The sequence below is a fragment of the Beijerinckia sp. L45 genome, from assembly GCF_009765775.1.
In the GTDB taxonomy this organism is placed as follows: Bacteria; Pseudomonadota; Alphaproteobacteria; order Rhizobiales; family Beijerinckiaceae; genus RH-AL1.
Window position 1 is genome coordinate 125,548 of the sequence record NZ_LMUU01000215.1, and the last position, 14,771, is coordinate 140,318.

The following is a 14,771-nucleotide window of genomic DNA, read 5'->3' on the forward strand; positions in this document are numbered from 1 at the left end:
CGGCTAAGCCACGTCCTTAGCCACGTCCTGTTTCTGCCCGAGTTCTCGGATCAGACGGGCGAGGCCCGGTTCCGAAATCTGCTCGGCCGCGACCTCCGGCGACATCCACGCGCGGCGGCGCTGATCGCGCTCCTGCCAGGCGATGCGCTCTTTCTCGACGTCGAGTAGATAGACCATGACACGGCAGGGCTGGACGCCGGTTTCGAGCCGCTTCTGATAGGTGTAGGCGCCGATCGGATGCTTGTGGACCTTGCCCGACACGCCGGCCTCCTCGAGCGCCTCCTGCGCCGCAGCCTGATGATCCTTGCGGCCCTTCATCGGCCAGCCCTTGGGCACGATCCACCGCCGGGTTTCGCGCGAACTGATCAGCAGGACCTCGAACCCGTTGACGCCACGGCGACACGGAAGCGCCGCAACCTGCGCGCGGTAAGGTTGTTCAAGCCTTGATCCTTGGTCCTTCATCATTGTTTTCTTGAAGTAATCCTAAAGTCTAATGAGCGGTGACGTGTGTCATGTCGCCTAGCTTGCAACAAACGGGCCGGCTCTACGAGAGTTCCGCCGTCACCACAAATGGAAGAGCGCGCAGCTTTGTCGCAATGGTTTCAACGAGGTCGCTTGGCATCCGTGAAAATGTAACGTGGATAGTGTCGAGCTCTTCCGCAACATCTTGCAGCAGAACGAATTGCTTGACTCGGCTGGCCCGGGGCCCGAGCACGTCGTGCAGGACCGCGATCGACATCGCGCCGCGCTTCGCGGTGACCACCAGAAAGCGGCTCTGCACCCTGTCGCGGACCCGCTCCTCGATCGGCTTCAGGCCGGCGAGAATGACCAGGACAATGACCGTCGTGGTCAGCGCTGCGACATAAAGTCCGCTCCCGACCGCAAGGCCGATCGCGGCCACGGCCCAGAGGCTGGCCGCGGTGGTGAGTCCTTTGACCACTTCGCCGCGCAGCAGAATCGTCCCGGCGCCGAGAAAGCCGATGCCGGATACTACTTGGGCCGCGATGCGCGAGGGATCGAGGACGATGTGATTGCCGAGGATATCGGCGAAGCCGTAGGCCGAGACGATGATGACCAGGCAGCTGCCGACGCAGACGAGCATGTGGGTGCGCAGGCCCGCGGCCCACTGCAGCCGCTCGCGCTCGATGCCCACGACGCTGCCGGCGAAGGCGGCGATGACGAGCCGGAGGATGGTCTCCTGATGATTGAGCATCGATCTCTTTTGCCTGCAAAATTTGAATATGACCCGACGATGATCCGACGCAAGGATCGACGTCGCAGGTCACAAGGCAAAAGCAAAAGAACACCGCGTCCGCAAGGGACGAAGTGCTCTTCGGCAGGCGTTTGCCGCGATCAGAAGCGGTAGCCGACGCCGGCGGTCACGATGACCGGATCCGTGCGGACCGAGGCGGCCACGGTCGGCTGGACCGTGCCGAGGAAGCCGAACGGCGGGACGACGACGGGCTGCGGCTGCGTCCGTCCGGTGAACGACTGGGTCAGGAACGCCTTCTTCACGTCAACGAATAGCCCCCAATGCTCGGAGAGATCATAATCGATGCCGCCGACAAGGACAAAGGCGGCCTTGTTGCGCAGAAGCGGGTTCAGCACCGCCGCGGATTCGTTGCGGAAGACGATGGCATAGCCGACACCGACGCCGGCGTAGGGGCGGATCGGGCCGAAATTGTCGAGGTGGTAGGTCACCGCGGCGACCGGCAGGCCTTCCATCACGCGATACAGCACGCCCTGCGTGGCAAGGCCGTTCTGGCCCGTGGTCGTAAAGGTCGGCGGGAAGCCGCCAGCGATCGAGACCGCGATATGACGCGTCACATAATAGCCTGCCTCGAACGCCGCCGCGGGTCGGTTGCTGACGTGGCCGCTGCCGGGAAAGAACGACCCGGGGATGGTGCCGATCGGCGGAAACGGCGCGGCGTTGATGGTGGTGTTGATGCCGGTGTCCGGGAACACGCCGGCGACACCGGCGCGGACGAAGAACGGATGCCAAGCGGGTTCGAGGATCGGCGCCACCGGCGCGATTGCGCGGGAGGGGAGATCGGCTGCCAGAACCTGGCTGGATGCCAGAGCCCCGACGGCGCAACCAAATCCCAATAGGGCCGATTTCAGCTTAGCCGTGATGGTCGACATGTATTCCCCCCCGTTCGACCAAGTTTAAATTGCGCGGTGCGCCTTGGTTCTTAAAATGCTTGCGAAGACGAAAAGCCTGCCGAATCAGGAATGGTGGTCAAAAATCGTCTCGGCCGCTTCAAGATCAGCCATCATCCAGGTTGAATGCAACCAAGAAAAGCAGATCGGCGTTGCTTGACGTCACTTGGCTCACACGAGTTGCAGGAAAGACGCGATGACCGCCCGTCTTAAGAGACGTGCGGTCGTCGCAAGGACGAGAAAGATGAGCCGGCACAGAATGCTGCTACGCCGAAGGATAGAGCCGCCGGTTTAAAATGCGGCTTCGTCCAGCGCCATGACGGCGCCTTTGCCGGACTTGATCGCCATCAGCAGCGAGCCGACCTCCGGCAGAATTCGTTCGAAGTAAAACCGCGCGGTCACCAGCTTGGCTTGGTAGAATCCAGCCTCGCCATTGGCCTTCGGCAGCGCCGCCAGCGACACTTTCGCCATCCGCGCCCACATGTAGGCCAGCGCAACGAGCCCGAAGAGGCGGAGATAGTCGCTCGCCGCGGCACCTGCTTCCTCCGGGTCCTTCATGCCGGCCTGGGCGATATGGCCGGTCGCCAGCTGCAGCGCGCCGAACGCCTTGCCGAGGCTTTTGACCATGTCGCCCATCGCGGGATCGGTCTGATTCTCCTCGATGAAGGCGCTGACGGGATGGAAGAAGGCGCGCAGGTAGCGCCCGGCATGCGCCGGCATCTTCCGCCCGACGAGGTCGAGCGCCTGGATGCCGTTGGTGCCTTCGTAGATCATCGCGATGCGGGAATCGCGGACATACTGCTCGACGCCGTGGTCGCGAATGTAGCCGTGGCCGCCGTAGACCTGCATGCCGCGGCTCGCGTTCTGGAACGCCATGTCGGTGAACAGCGCCTTCACGATCGGCGTCATCAGCTGGCAGAGATCATCGGCCTCGCGGCGCACCGCGGGATCGTCGGACTTTTCCACCCGGTCGAGCGCACGGGCGACCCAGCCGGCCAGCGCGCGGCAGCCTTCGATCTCGGCGCGCATCGTCATCAGCATTTTGCGAACGTCGGGATGCACGATGATCGGATCGGCGGGCTTGTCCGGATGCTTGGGGCCCGACAGCGCGCGGCCCTGAAGGCGGTCCTTGGCATAGGCCACGGCGCTCTGGTAGGCGGCTTCGGCGACGCCGAGGCCCTGGATGCCGACGGAGAGGCGCTCGCTGTTCATCATCGTGAACATCGCCTGCATGCCCTTGTGCGGCTCGCCGACGAGCCAGCCCTGGGCGTCGTTGAAGTTGATCTGGCAGGTGGCGGAGGCCTTCATCCCCATCTTGTGCTCGAGGCCGGCACAGGTGACGCCGTTGCGCGCCCCGGCGCGGCCGTCCTCGGTCGGCAGTCGTTTCGGCACCAGGAACAGGCTGATGCCTTTCACGCCCTTCGGCGCGTTCGGCATGCGCGCGAGCACGAGGTGGATGATGTTTTCGGTGAGATCATGCTCGCCTGCGGAGATGAAGATCTTCGAGCCCTCGAGCTTGTAGCTGCCGTCCGCCTGCGGTTCGGCGCGGGTGCGCAGCAGGCCGAGATCGGTACCGCAATGGGCTTCGGTGAGGCACATCGTGCCGCTCCAGGTGCCATCCACCATCTTAGGGAGATAGCGGTCCTTCAGCTCCTGGCTGGCATAGGCCTCCAGCGCGACATAGGCGCCATGGGTCAGGCCGGGATAAAGGCCGAACGACATGTTGGCGGAACAGATCATCTCCTCGACCGGCTTGGCGAGACTTTCCGGAAGGCCCTGGCCGCCGTACTTTTGGTCCGCCGCCAGCGAGGTCCAGCCGCCGTCGCGGAACGTATCATAGGCCTCCTTAAAACCTTTCGGGGTGCGGACGACGCCGTTCTCGTAGGTGCAGCCTTCCACGTCGCCCGAGGCGTTGATCGGAAACAGCACGCCTTCGGTGAGCTTTGCGGCTTCTTCCAGAACCGTGTCGATCAGCTCTTCGTTGACATCGGCATAGCCGAGCTTTTCGGCGAGCTCGCCGCTGTCGTAGAGCTCGTGCATCACGAACCGCATGTCGCGCACCGGCGCCTTGTAGGTCTGCATGGGGTGGCTCCTCAGTTTCGCAGCGGCTTGCCGGTTTCGAGCGTGTGCTCGATGCGGGCGAGTGTTTCCGGCGTCTTGATCAGCCGCATGAAGGCGGCCCGCTCCAGCTTCAAAATATCCTCCTCGGTCACCGGATCGATCGGGTCGAAGGCGCCGCCGGACAAAATGTCGGCGAGCGCCCCCGACACGGTGACGTCGTGATCCGTTGCGAGGCCGCGCTTGTGGAGCGAGGCCGCGGCCATCGTCATCCCGAGTTTCCCGGCGCTGCCCGGCAGATTGATCGGCTCTAGCTTTGGTGGCGGCACGTAGGCCTCGGCGAGCGCGAGGGCCTTGGCCTTAGCGTCCGCGAGCAGGCGGTTGCGGTTCATCGTGATGCCGTCGCCGGCGCGCAAAATCAGCATGTCCTGTGCCTGCGCCGCGGATTTCGAGACGGTTGCGGTCGAGACCATCTCGAAGATCTTGACCGGCGTCGGCATCGGACCCTTCGGCATTCGCGCGTTGGCTTTCCAGCGCGTCAGCATTTCCTTGCAGCCGCCCCAGCCGGGGATCAGGCCGACGCCGCATTCGACGAGCCCGGTATAGGTCTCGGCATGCGCCTGCACCGCATCGCTATGCAGCAGGATCTCGCAGCCGCCGCCGAGCGCCATGCCGGACGGCGCCGACACGACGGGAAACTTCGAATATTTCAGTGCCTTGTAAATGTCCTGGCCGGTGGCGATCAGCGTCTCGATCTCGCTCCAGGCCGCGATGTTCGCCGCAAACAGCGCGAGGCCGAGGTTGGCGCCCAACGAAAAATGCGAGCCCTCGTTGTAGATCACCAGCGCCTTGAATTGGTCCGACACCACCTTGATCGACTTGTGCAGCAGCGTCATCGCCGCCTGGTCGATGGCGTTGCCCTTGCCGGTGAACTCGAAACAGGCGACGCCATCGCCGATGTCCCACAGCGCCGCTGAGCTCGTCTTCAGCACCGGCTGCGACACCAGCTTGATATCCTCCAGCAGGATCACGCCTTCGGGTCGGACGAGATCGCGGTAGGTGCCGTCGAGCCCGAGATACTGCCGCTTGCCGGCTTCGACGCGGTAGAACGGTTTGTCCCCGGCAACGCTGAGGATCGGCGGGATGGCGATGCCGTCGGCCGCCAGACGCTCGGCGAGCCAGGCGCCACCGAGTTTGTCGATCAGTTCGAAGGGCCCGAGCTTCCAGTTGTAGCCGAGCCGCATCGCGTCATCGATGGCGGTGATGTCGTCGGCGGCCGCCGGCACCAGGCTCGCGGCATAGGCGAGCACACGGCCGATGACGCCCCAGGCGTATTGGCCGGCCTTGCTGTCGGAGGCCATCAGCTTGCGCAGGTTTTTCTCTGCACCGGCAAGCTCGGGAAGGTCCGGCTTGAGCGGCGCGCGATAGTCGCCGGTGGCGAGGTCGATGGACTGCTTGTCCTTACGACCGGCGCTGCGATCGAGCCGGTAGAACCCGCCCTTGCCCTTGCGGCCGATATACCCTTCGGCGATCATCTTGGTAATCAGCGGCACGTCGCGCAGCGTCGCGTGGAACGCGTCGTCCGGCGCCAGCGTGGCGGCGAGGCTGGCGTTGATGTGCGGCATCAGGTCGAGGCCGACGAGATCGATCAGGCCGAACACGCCGGTCTTGGGAATGCCGAGCGGTTTGCCCATCACGGCGTCGGCTTCTTCCACCGTTAGGCCGAGATCCATCGCTTGGAGCACGCCGACCTGCAGCCAGTACACGCCGAGCCGGTTGGCGATGAAGCCGGGGCTGTCCTTGCAGGCCACGATGCTTTTGCCCAAAACCACGTCGCCGAACCGCGACACCGCCGCCACCATCGCCGGATCGCTCTTGGGACCGGCGACGATTTCCAGCAGCCGCATGTAGCGCGGTGGATTGAAGAAGTGCGTGATGAGGAAATCCCGGGCGAAAGCGTCCGGCATGCCCTCGACAAGATTTTTCAGCGGAATGGTGGACGTGTTCGAGGATACCGGCGTGCCTGGCCGGCGCACCGCATCGATCTTGCGATACAGCGCCTGCTTGATGTCGAGCCGCTCGACGACGACTTCGATGATGAGATCGCAGTCGGCGAGTTTTTCGAGGTCGTCCTCGATGTTGCCGACGGCAACCAGCTTGGCGGCGCGCTCCGACATGAAGGGCGCGGGATCGGTCTTCAGCATCTTCGCGACGGCGCCGGAGGCGACGACGTTGCGGTCCATGGCATCCTTCGGCACGATGTCGAGCAGCAGCACCGGGACGCCGCCGTTGGCGATCTGCGCCGCGATGCCGGCGCCCATCACACCGGAGCCGATGACCGCGACCTTTTTGATCTCGCTCATCATATCGCCTCCAGGATGGTGGCGATACCCTGGCCGCCGCCGATGCATTGCGTCGCCAGAGCGTAGCGGGCGCCGTGGCGCTTCAGCAGGCTCGCCGCCTTGCCGACGATGCGCGCGCCGGTCGCGCCGAGCGGGTGGCCGAGCGCGATCGCGCCGCCGTCGATGTTCAGCGTCTCGTCGCGGATGCCGAGCTCCTGGATGCAGGCCAGCGCCTGCGCGGCGAAGGCCTCGTTAAGCTCGACGACCTCGATGGCGTCCATCGTGATGCCGGCGCGGGCTAGCGCCTTGCGCGTCGCCGCGACGGGGCCGATGCCCATCACGTCGGGCGCGCAGCCGGCGACGGCGACGCTCTTCAGCCGCGCCAGCGGTTCGAGGCCGTGGCGATGCGCGTAACCTTCGCTGCACAGCAGGATCGCGGCGGCGCCGTCGGTCAGCGGCGAGGAGGTGCCGGCGGTCACCGAGCCCTCCTGGTCGAAGGCCGGCTTCAGCGCCGCGAGGCCTTCCGCCGTGGTGTCTGGCCGCACGCAGCCGTCGGTATCGACCATCCCGCCATTGGCCTTGATCGGCACGATCTCGGCGGCAAAGCTGCCGGCATCCTGGGCATCCTTGGCCCGCTTATGGCTGCGCACGGCCAGCGCCTCCTGGGCGGCGCGGGTAATCTGCCATTTGCGCGCGACGTTCTCCGCGGTGTCGCCCATGCCGATGTAGGCGCCGGGCATTTTGGCCGCCAGCGCCGGGTTGGGCATCGGATTATAGCCGCCCATCGGCACCCGCGTCATGCTCTCGACACCGGCGCAGATGAAGGCTTCGCCCGCGCCCATCGTGATCTGCCCGGCCGCGATATGCACCGCATGCATCGACGAGCCGCAGAAACGGTTGATCGTGGCGCCGCCGACGGTGATCGGCAGGTCCGCCTGCAGCGCGACGAGGCGCGCCATGTTGAGGCCTTGCTCGCCCTCGGGGAAGGCGCAGCCGAGGATCAGGTCCTCGATGTCCTCGGGATTGATCCCGGTGCGCGCGACCAGCGCCCGCACGACGTCGGCGATGAGATCGTCGGGACGGACGCGGGTCAGCGCGCCCTTCTTGGCGAGCGTGAAAGGGGATCGGGCATAGCCGGCGATGACGATGTTCTGCATGGTCGTGGTCCTGCTCGTCGCGGCGCGAGGCGCCATAGGGAATGACTAGATCGCGACGGGGTCGCGCTTGAGCGTCGGGCGGCTCTCCGGCTGCCGCTCCGCCTTGGCGAGCACCGCCAAAGCGTCCTGTTCCAATTCCTTCAGGCCGATCAGCGCCTGATCGAGCGCGACGCGCTGCTCCTCGAGCTGCTGGGTGCGGATCTCGATCTTCTTCAGCAGCGCCCGGGTCTGGGTGATGCGCTTGGGATCGGCGTCGTAGAGGTCGAGGTAGTCCTTGATCTCACGCAGGCTGAACCCCAGCCGCTTGCCGCGCAGGATCAAAATCATCCGCGCCCGTTCGCGGTTCGAGTAGATGCGGGCGTTGGCGACGCGGCGCGGCGTGATCAGCCCCTTGTCTTCGTAAAAGCGTAACGCGCGAGCGGTGATGTCGAGTTCCCGCGCGAGTTCGGTCACGGTGGCGAACCGGTCATCGTGGAGCACGGTCGGCGTTTCGGTTTCGGCAAAAGCGGCCATGGCAGATCCCTTGACGGCACCGGGCGATCGGGCGATTTCTTGGGCGTTGGCGGCGGATCTTTCGTCCGAGCCCGACGGTTTGATGAGACGGACCTGTTTGATGGGGAGAACCGTCATGCCGGCTGCTCCGCCCGCATGCGCTCTTCCTCGACCAGCTCCTTCTTCGACAGTTTGCCGACGAACGTCTTCGGCAACGAGGTCCGGATTTCGATCGCCTTCGGCTGTTCGATCTTCGAGACGTAACCGGTGAGAAAGGCCTTCAGGGCATCGGGCGTCACGTCGCCATGGCCGTCGCGCAGCACCACGAACGCCTTGGGCACCTGGCCGCGATAGGGGTCGGGCAGCCCGATCACCACCGCCTCGGCGACGCCGGGGTGCTGGTATAGCGCCTCCTCCAGGACGCGCGGATAGACGTTGAAGCCGCCGCAAAGGATCACGTCCTTGATACGGTCGACGATGAAGAGATAGCCGTCCGCATCGAGGTACCCGATGTCGCCGGTGCGCAGAAAACCGTCCTCCAGGACCGCGGCGGTGTCGCCGGGCTTGTTCCAGTAGCCCCGCATGACCTGCGGGCCCTTGACGACGATCTCGCCCTTCTCGCCGGCCGCGTCGACGCGTTCGCCGCTGACGAGATCGCGGATCTCGATCACGGTATCCTTCATCGGGATGCCGACGGAGCCTTCGCGCACGTCTCCGGTGACAAGGCTGCTGCAGACCACGGGCGAGGCCTCGGTGAGGCCGTAGCCTTCGATCACGCGGCATCCCGTCAGCGCCTCGAAGCGGTGCCGCGTTTCGATCGGCAGCGGCGCGCCGCCCGAAATGCAGAAGCGGATCGAAGACAGGTCGCAGCGGGCCTTCTCCGCCTCTTTGGCGATGGCCGCGTAGATCGTCGGCACCGCCGGGAACATCGTCGCCTTGCGGCGCACCAGCGTCTTCAGGCACTGCGTGAGAACGAAACGCGGCAGCAGAATGATTTCCGCGCCGATAGCGATGCCGACGTTCATCACCACCGTCATCGCGAAGACGTGGAAGAACGGGAGCACCGCCAGCAGCCGCTCTTCGCCCGGCCGCAGCAGGTCCGTGAAGCCGACGACCTGCTCGCAGTTGGCGACGACATTGGCGTGGGTGAGGATCGCCCCCTTCGGCGTGCCGGTGGTGCCGCCGGTATATTGCAGCACCGCGATGTCATCGGGCTCGATGATCACAGGCGTCGGCGCGGCGCCGCTCGTCATCAATGTCGCGTAATCGACATGCAGCCCGTCGCGCGGCAGGCGGACGATCTCGTTGCGCTTGATCAGGCGGTAGAGGGCCGCCTTGGTGAAGGGCAGGGCGCCGGCCAGCGGGCACAGCACGATTTTGCGCAAGCCCGCCGTGGCGGCGATCGACAAGAGCTTGTTGTGAATCTCGGCGATGTCGATCGTCACCATGACTGATGTGCCGGAATCGCGGATCTGGTGGTCGAGTTCGCGCGTCACGTAGAGCGGATTGTAGTTCACGACGATCGCGCCGGCTTTCAGCGCGGCAAAGTAGAAGATGATGGAATAGGGCGTGTTGGGCAGACAGAGGCCGACGCGGTCGCCTTTGACGACGCCGATCGCCTGGAGCCCGGCCGCCGCGCGATCGACCAGCACGCCGAGCTCGCCATAGGTCCAATGCCGGCCGAAAAAATCCACCGCCGGCCGGCGCGCATAATGGCGGACCGCATCGGTCAGGATGTCATGCGCCGCGCCTTGCAGCGTCGGCGTCATTGCGGGCTGGCTCATCCTCATCGCGCATGTCCGTTTCGTGACAGCACCCCGGTCCGCATTGGTTTTTGTACGCGGCGGGTTGACGTATAGGGTAACCTACATACGCCTCGCGCCGGCCTATGGGAATGGCCCCGGCCTCATCCGTTCGTCCAGGTGTCGTCGGGGTGCAAAACCGGCGCTATCACGCACGCGGCGCGGTCCGCAAAGGGGAGCTTCGCACATGACACTCGACGCGCATCTCAAGGGCCGCCTGCGGATCCCGGTGATCGGCGCGCCTTTGTTCATCCTCTCCGGCCCGGAGCTGGTGATCGCCCAGTGCAAGGCCGGCATTGTCGGTGCGTTTCCCGCGCTCAACGCCCGTCCGGCGGCGGTTCTGGACGCATGGCTGAGCCAGATCCGAGACGAACTCGCGGCGCACGACGCCGCGCATCCGGAGCGGCCCAGCGCGCCCTTTGCGGTCAACCAGATCGTGCACAAATCGAACGACCGCCTGGCGCACGACGTCGCGCTCTGCGTGCGCCACAAGGTGCCGATCGTCATCACTTCGCTCGGCGCCCGCGCCGACGTGAACGAGGCGGTGCATAGCTACGGCGGCACCGTGCTGCACGACGTCATCAACGTCGCCTTCGCGCGCAAGGCGATCGAGAAAGGCGCCGACGGCCTGATCGCGGTGGCGGCCGGCGCCGGCGGCCACGCCGGGCGGCTCTCGCCTTTCGCGTTGGTGCAGGAGATCCGCGCATGGTTTGATGGCCCTCTAGCGCTGTCGGGCGCCATCGCCACCGGCGCGTCGATCCTCGCGGCGCAGGCGGCGGGCGCGGACTTCGCCTACATCGGCTCGCCCTTCATCGCCACCGACGAGGCGCGGGCGAGCGTCGACTACAAGCAGGCGGTGGTCGACGCCAAGGCCGGCGACATCGTCTATTCCAGCCTGTTCACCGGCATCCATGGCAATTATTTGCGCCGCTCCATCGTCAACGCCGGCCTCGACCCCGACGCGCTGCCGGAGGCCGACGCGTCGACGATGAATTTTAGCGCTGCGGGCGCCAAAGCCTGGCGCGACATCTGGGGGGCGGGGCAGGGGATCGGCGTGGTGGATGCCGTGGTGCCGGCCGGGGTGCGGGTCGCACGGCTGGTGGCGGAGTACGAGGCCGCGGTCCGCGGGCTGGCGGGACAGACGGCTTTGTCATCCTGGGGCGCACCGCAGGTGCGAACCCGGGATCCATGAAACCGTCGATGCAGGACGGTCTGCATCGTGGTGTATTTCCGGTCGACACGGTGTGCATGGATCCCGGGTTCTCGCCGTCGGCGAGCCCCAGGATGACAGCGGCAAGGCTGCGACGCTTACCCCAGCGTGATCGGCAGCGGCGCGAAGCTCACTGCGCCGGGCCGCTTGCCGGTTTCGCTCAGCGCGTAATGCAGCGCTGCGTCGCGGGTGATAAAAATCCCGCCGCCGAGCCCGTGAGTCTCGACCGCAAGCCAGTGACCTTGCGCGTCCTGGCCGACAAGAAACTGATGCGCGTCCGCGCTTATGGGAACCACCGGAGATTCCGAGCCTTCAAGCATGTTCGAACCGCTGTGACCGACGCATCCTGTGCGTCACGGCGCTTGAGATAACGACGAGGGCGTAGGGGTTCGAGCGGGGGCGGAAGGACGGGGTATTAAAAGTGTGTGGGGGGCTGGAACGGCGTCGTCATTGCGAGCGGAGCGAAGCAACCCAGGAGCAACATATGGCATCGTAGACGCAGCCGCCCCTGGGTTGCTTCGCCTTCGGCTCGCAAAGACGGGGTTGCCTCAACCCCGGTTGGCGATCGCCACGCCGGCCGCCGCGACCGCCATGCCGACGAACTGGATCGGCGCCAGCGCCTCGCCGAACAGTACAAACGCCATCAGCGCGGTCACCGGCGGCACGAGGTAGAACAGCGAGGCGATTTTTGCCACCGCGCCCCCCTTGATCAGCCACAGCAGCAGCATGGTGGTCACCACCGACAGGCCCAGCACCGCCCAGGCGAGACCGGCCCACACGTTGATATTGTTGCCGACGTGGCCGTGTTCCGTCGCCAGCATCAGCGGCACCGTGACGAGCAGGCCGCCGACGAATTGCAGCGAGGCGCCGCTGCGCAGATCGGCGAGGCCGCCGATGCGTTTCTGCCAGATCGTGCCGAGCGTGATGCCGACCATGCCGAACGTGCAGGCGGCCACGGCGATCGGCGGCACGGCCGTGGTGCCCGAAAGGTTCGGCGCGATCACCAGCACGGCCCCGGCGAAGCCGATGGCGATGCCGATCCAGCGGGTGCGGCCGACGCGCTCGCCGAGCAGCGGCGTCGCGAGCATGCCGGTGAGCAGGGGTTGCAGTCCCGAGATCAGCGCGGCTAGCGCCGGCGGCAAACCGTTCTTGACCGACCAGAACACGCTGCCGACGTAGACGCCCTGCATCAGCGCCCCGGCGATCAATCCGTTGATCCAGCCGCGCGCCGTGCGCGGCCAGTGCGCGCCGCCGATCGTGGCGATGACGAAAAGCACCACCGCGCTCAGCGCGAAGCGGAGGGAGACAAAACTCTCCGGCTCGGCGTAGGGGCGCACCAGGCGCGCGACGATGAAGCCGCTGGCCCACAGCAGCACGAAAAGCCAGGGGATGAATTTCGCCGCACGGCTTTCGGTCAAGGTCGGCGTCCATGTCCTGGAATGAGAATGATCGAGAAGTAGGGCGCCACACCATCGTGCTTGTCGCGCAGCGGCAGCACGATCTCGTCCTGCATCGAGCCGCGCTCGACGTAGACGGCCTCGTCGAGCAGCCCGGCGGCGTCGATCGCGGCGCGCACTTTGGCAAAGTTGCTGCCGAGCTTCATGATCACGGCGGCGTCGCTGCCGGCGAGTTTGTCGCGCAACGCGTCGGCAGACAAAGTGCCGGGCAGGACGGTCAGCACGTCGTCGCCCCAGGTGATCGGCAGGCCCGCCGCGCTCCAGCAGCCGGACATGCCGCTGATGCCCGGCACGATCGTCACCGCGAACCGCGCGCGCAGGCGGATATAGAGGTGCATGAACGAGCCGTAGAACAGCGGATCGCCCTCGCAGAGCAGCGCTACGTCGCGGCCGGCGTCGAGATGCGCGGCGAGCGTCGCGGCCTGCTCCTCGTAGAAGGGCGCGAGGCAGGCGGCGTAATCGGCGTGGTGGACCGGGATTTCGGTGGTGACGGGGTAGACCATCGGCACCTCGGCGCAGCCCGCCGGCATGACGTGGTCGGCGATGGTGCGGGCGTGGCCGCGTTTGCCGCATTTGGCGAAATAGGCAACGACCGAAACCGCCTGCAGGCAGCGGACGGCCTTCAGCGTCATCAGCTCGGGATCGCCGGGCCCAAGCCCGATCCCGTAGAGGCGGCCGGTACTCACTCGGCAGCACTCGCCAGGGCGTTGACGGCGGCGGCCACCATGGCGCTGCCGCCGCGCCGCCCGCGCACGACGATGGAGGCGAGGTCGGGCCGGGCGATCAGCGCCTCTTTCGATTCTTCCGCGCCGACGAAGCCGACGGGAATGCCGACGACGAGGGCCGGGCGCGGCGCGCCGGCGTCGATCATCTCGAACAGCCGAAACAGAGCCGTCGGCGCGTTGCCGATCGCCACCACCGCGCCGTCGAGATGGTCGCGCCAGAGTTCCATCGCCGCCGCCGTGCGTGTCGTGCCGAGCTTTTGGGCCAGCGCCGGCACCTGCGGGTCACGCAGCGTGCAGATCACGGGGTTGGCGACCGGCAGGCGGGCGCGGGTCACCCCGTCCGCCACCATCGAGGCGTCGCAGAGGATCGGGGCGCCGGCGGCGAGTGCCGCGATACCCGCGGTTGCCGCGCCGGTTGAAAAATGGATGTGGTCGGCGATCTCGACCATGCCGCAGGCGTGGATAATGCGCACCGCGACCCGCTCCTCATCCGGCGTGAAACGGGAAAGCGCCGCCTCGGAGCGGATGATGGCGAAGGAGCGGCGGTAGATTTCCGCGCCGTCGCGGATGTAGTCGAAGGTCATGCGGCGGGTCTCATGGAGCCGGACTCGGCAGCGCCGGGATGCGGGCAACGGCGCCTTTCTTCAGGGCGTCGGGGCGCTGTTTCCACGGGATCAGCCCGTCCTTGGCCTCGGCATACATTTTTGCGCCGAGCAGGATCGTCTCGGCTGCGGTTTCGGCGGGCATATCGCCATAGACATAGGTCCACTTGCCCGGCGCGGCGAAGCTGACGGCGCAGGTCCGCTTGCAGACGCTGAGGCATTCGACCGGCACGATCGTGATGGCGGGATCGGCGGGCGCGGCGGTGATCGCGGCGAAGAGGCGCGCGCCGGCGCAGGGCGCGCCCTGGCCGACGACATGGTCGGCGTCCCGGCAGGTGGTGCAGACGTAGAGGGTCATCGGGGCAGGGGTGGGGGCCAGGTCTTGGATTGCCGTCGTCATTTCAAAACTCCCGCGCGTCAGGCGCAGGGGTGAGGAGCGCGCGCTGTCACACGAGAACAGCAGCCGAGGGCTCCTGGACACCCCGCCGGGAGCACGCGCAAGGGAGACGGCAGGTTTCCTGGCTCGTGGATCGTCGCCGGAACGCCGCCTTCCCAGACCGTCCGGCTCGCGCCGACGCGGCTCCAGTGGCAAAATGGCGCCCAAGCTTCCCACCTACAGTTGCGGGGGCAGCTGTGGCTCATGGCCCGCGAGGGCCCCACATTCCCTTTTGACCCCGAGGGGACCATCGAGAGGGGCTTGGTGTAGGGCGTCGGGGGTTTGGGTGTCAATGCGCTTGCCGGAAGGCCGCGCCCGGCTCACAAGGCG

General features: G+C 66.3%; 15 protein-coding genes and 1 riboswitch. Of the genes, 2 read left to right on the forward strand and 13 right to left on the reverse strand.

Features of this window, described 5'->3' with window-relative positions:
• Positions 1 to 3 precede the first annotated feature (3 nt).
• The 3 genes from GSQ79_RS22650 to GSQ79_RS22660 all read right to left on the reverse strand — a co-directional run bounded on the left by GSQ79_RS22650 (position 4) and on the right by GSQ79_RS22660 (position 2,142).
• Complete coding sequence (locus GSQ79_RS22650) at positions 4 to 462, reverse strand: NUDIX hydrolase (protein ID WP_158811032.1); 459 nt, start codon at positions 460 to 462, stop codon at positions 4 to 6.
• A gap of 82 nt (positions 463 to 544) precedes the next feature.
• The gene (locus tag GSQ79_RS22655) at positions 545 to 1,213 is read right to left on the reverse strand and encodes an MgtC/SapB family protein (RefSeq protein WP_158811033.1); all 669 of its coding nucleotides are present in this window, start codon (positions 1,211 to 1,213) and stop codon (positions 545 to 547) included.
• Between the two features lie 140 nt (positions 1,214 to 1,353).
• Positions 1,354 to 2,142 carry an OmpW family protein gene (locus tag GSQ79_RS22660; protein ID WP_158811034.1) on the reverse strand — a complete coding sequence of 263 codons (789 nt, stop codon included), beginning with the start codon at positions 2,140 to 2,142 and terminating at the stop codon, positions 1,354 to 1,356.
• A 55-nt stretch (positions 2,143 to 2,197) separates the two neighbouring features.
• Here GSQ79_RS22660 and GSQ79_RS30115 point away from each other — a divergent pair, with 55 nt between their 5' ends.
• A complete protein-coding gene (locus tag GSQ79_RS30115; RefSeq protein ID WP_256379047.1) occupies positions 2,198 to 2,320 on the forward strand; it encodes a hypothetical protein in 123 nt (40 codons plus the stop codon).
• A gap of 131 nt (positions 2,321 to 2,451) precedes the next feature.
• On the opposite strand, the gene GSQ79_RS22665 is transcribed toward GSQ79_RS30115, so the two are convergent.
• The 5 genes from GSQ79_RS22665 to GSQ79_RS22685 are packed head-to-tail and all read right to left on the reverse strand — an operon-like array spanning position 2,452 to position 9,993.
• Positions 2,452 to 4,242: an acyl-CoA dehydrogenase C-terminal domain-containing protein gene (locus tag GSQ79_RS22665; protein ID WP_158811035.1), complete on the reverse strand. Its 1,791-nt coding sequence runs from the start codon at positions 4,240 to 4,242 to the stop codon at positions 2,452 to 2,454.
• A gap of 11 nt (positions 4,243 to 4,253) precedes the next feature.
• Complete coding sequence (locus tag GSQ79_RS22670; RefSeq protein ID WP_158811036.1) at positions 4,254 to 6,581, reverse strand: 3-hydroxyacyl-CoA dehydrogenase/enoyl-CoA hydratase family protein; 2,328 nt, start codon at positions 6,579 to 6,581, stop codon at positions 4,254 to 4,256.
• Entirely contained in the window at positions 6,581 to 7,717 is a 1,137-nt protein-coding gene (locus GSQ79_RS22675) for a thiolase family protein (RefSeq protein WP_158811037.1), read from the reverse strand. The genes GSQ79_RS22670 and GSQ79_RS22675 overlap by 1 nt, the downstream gene beginning before the upstream one ends.
• Positions 7,718 to 7,762: 45 nt before the next feature.
• Positions 7,763 to 8,347 (reverse strand): MerR family DNA-binding transcriptional regulator, encoded by a 585-nt coding sequence (locus GSQ79_RS22680; RefSeq protein WP_246725514.1) that lies wholly within the window; start codon positions 8,345 to 8,347, stop codon positions 7,763 to 7,765.
• On the reverse strand, positions 8,344 to 9,993 hold the full coding sequence (locus GSQ79_RS22685) for a long-chain fatty acid--CoA ligase (RefSeq protein WP_158811070.1): 1,650 nt from the start codon (positions 9,991 to 9,993) through the stop codon (positions 8,344 to 8,346). The genes GSQ79_RS22680 and GSQ79_RS22685 overlap by 4 nt, the downstream gene beginning before the upstream one ends.
• A 205-nt stretch (positions 9,994 to 10,198) precedes the next feature.
• On the opposite strand from GSQ79_RS22685, the gene GSQ79_RS22690 reads away from it, so the two are divergent.
• Positions 10,199 to 11,203, forward strand: a complete 1,005-nt coding sequence (locus GSQ79_RS22690) for a nitronate monooxygenase family protein (RefSeq protein WP_158811038.1) — start codon at positions 10,199 to 10,201, stop codon at positions 11,201 to 11,203.
• A 116-nt stretch (positions 11,204 to 11,319) separates the two neighbouring features.
• On the opposite strand, the gene GSQ79_RS22695 is transcribed toward GSQ79_RS22690, so the two are convergent.
• The 5 genes from GSQ79_RS22695 to GSQ79_RS22715 form a co-directional block, all read right to left on the reverse strand.
• Positions 11,320 to 11,541: a hypothetical protein gene (locus GSQ79_RS22695; protein ID WP_158811039.1), complete on the reverse strand. Its 222-nt coding sequence runs from the start codon at positions 11,539 to 11,541 to the stop codon at positions 11,320 to 11,322.
• A gap of 228 nt (positions 11,542 to 11,769) precedes the next feature.
• Complete coding sequence (locus GSQ79_RS22700; RefSeq protein ID WP_158811040.1) at positions 11,770 to 12,639, reverse strand: DMT family transporter; 870 nt, start codon at positions 12,637 to 12,639, stop codon at positions 11,770 to 11,772.
• Entirely contained in the window at positions 12,636 to 13,364 is a 729-nt protein-coding gene (locus GSQ79_RS22705) for a precorrin-2 C(20)-methyltransferase (RefSeq protein WP_158811041.1), read from the reverse strand. Before GSQ79_RS22705 ends, GSQ79_RS22700 begins: the two co-directional genes overlap by 4 nt.
• Complete coding sequence (locus GSQ79_RS22710; protein ID WP_158811042.1) at positions 13,361 to 13,987, reverse strand: precorrin-8X methylmutase; 627 nt, start codon at positions 13,985 to 13,987, stop codon at positions 13,361 to 13,363. Before GSQ79_RS22710 ends, GSQ79_RS22705 begins: the two co-directional genes overlap by 4 nt.
• Positions 13,988 to 13,997: 10 nt before the next feature.
• On the reverse strand, positions 13,998 to 14,405 hold the full coding sequence (locus GSQ79_RS22715; protein WP_158811043.1) for a DUF1636 domain-containing protein: 408 nt from the start codon (positions 14,403 to 14,405) through the stop codon (positions 13,998 to 14,000).
• Between the two features lie 90 nt (positions 14,406 to 14,495).
• A riboswitch (cobalamin riboswitch) is annotated at positions 14,496 to 14,708 on the reverse strand.
• Positions 14,709 to 14,771 lie beyond the last annotated feature (63 nt).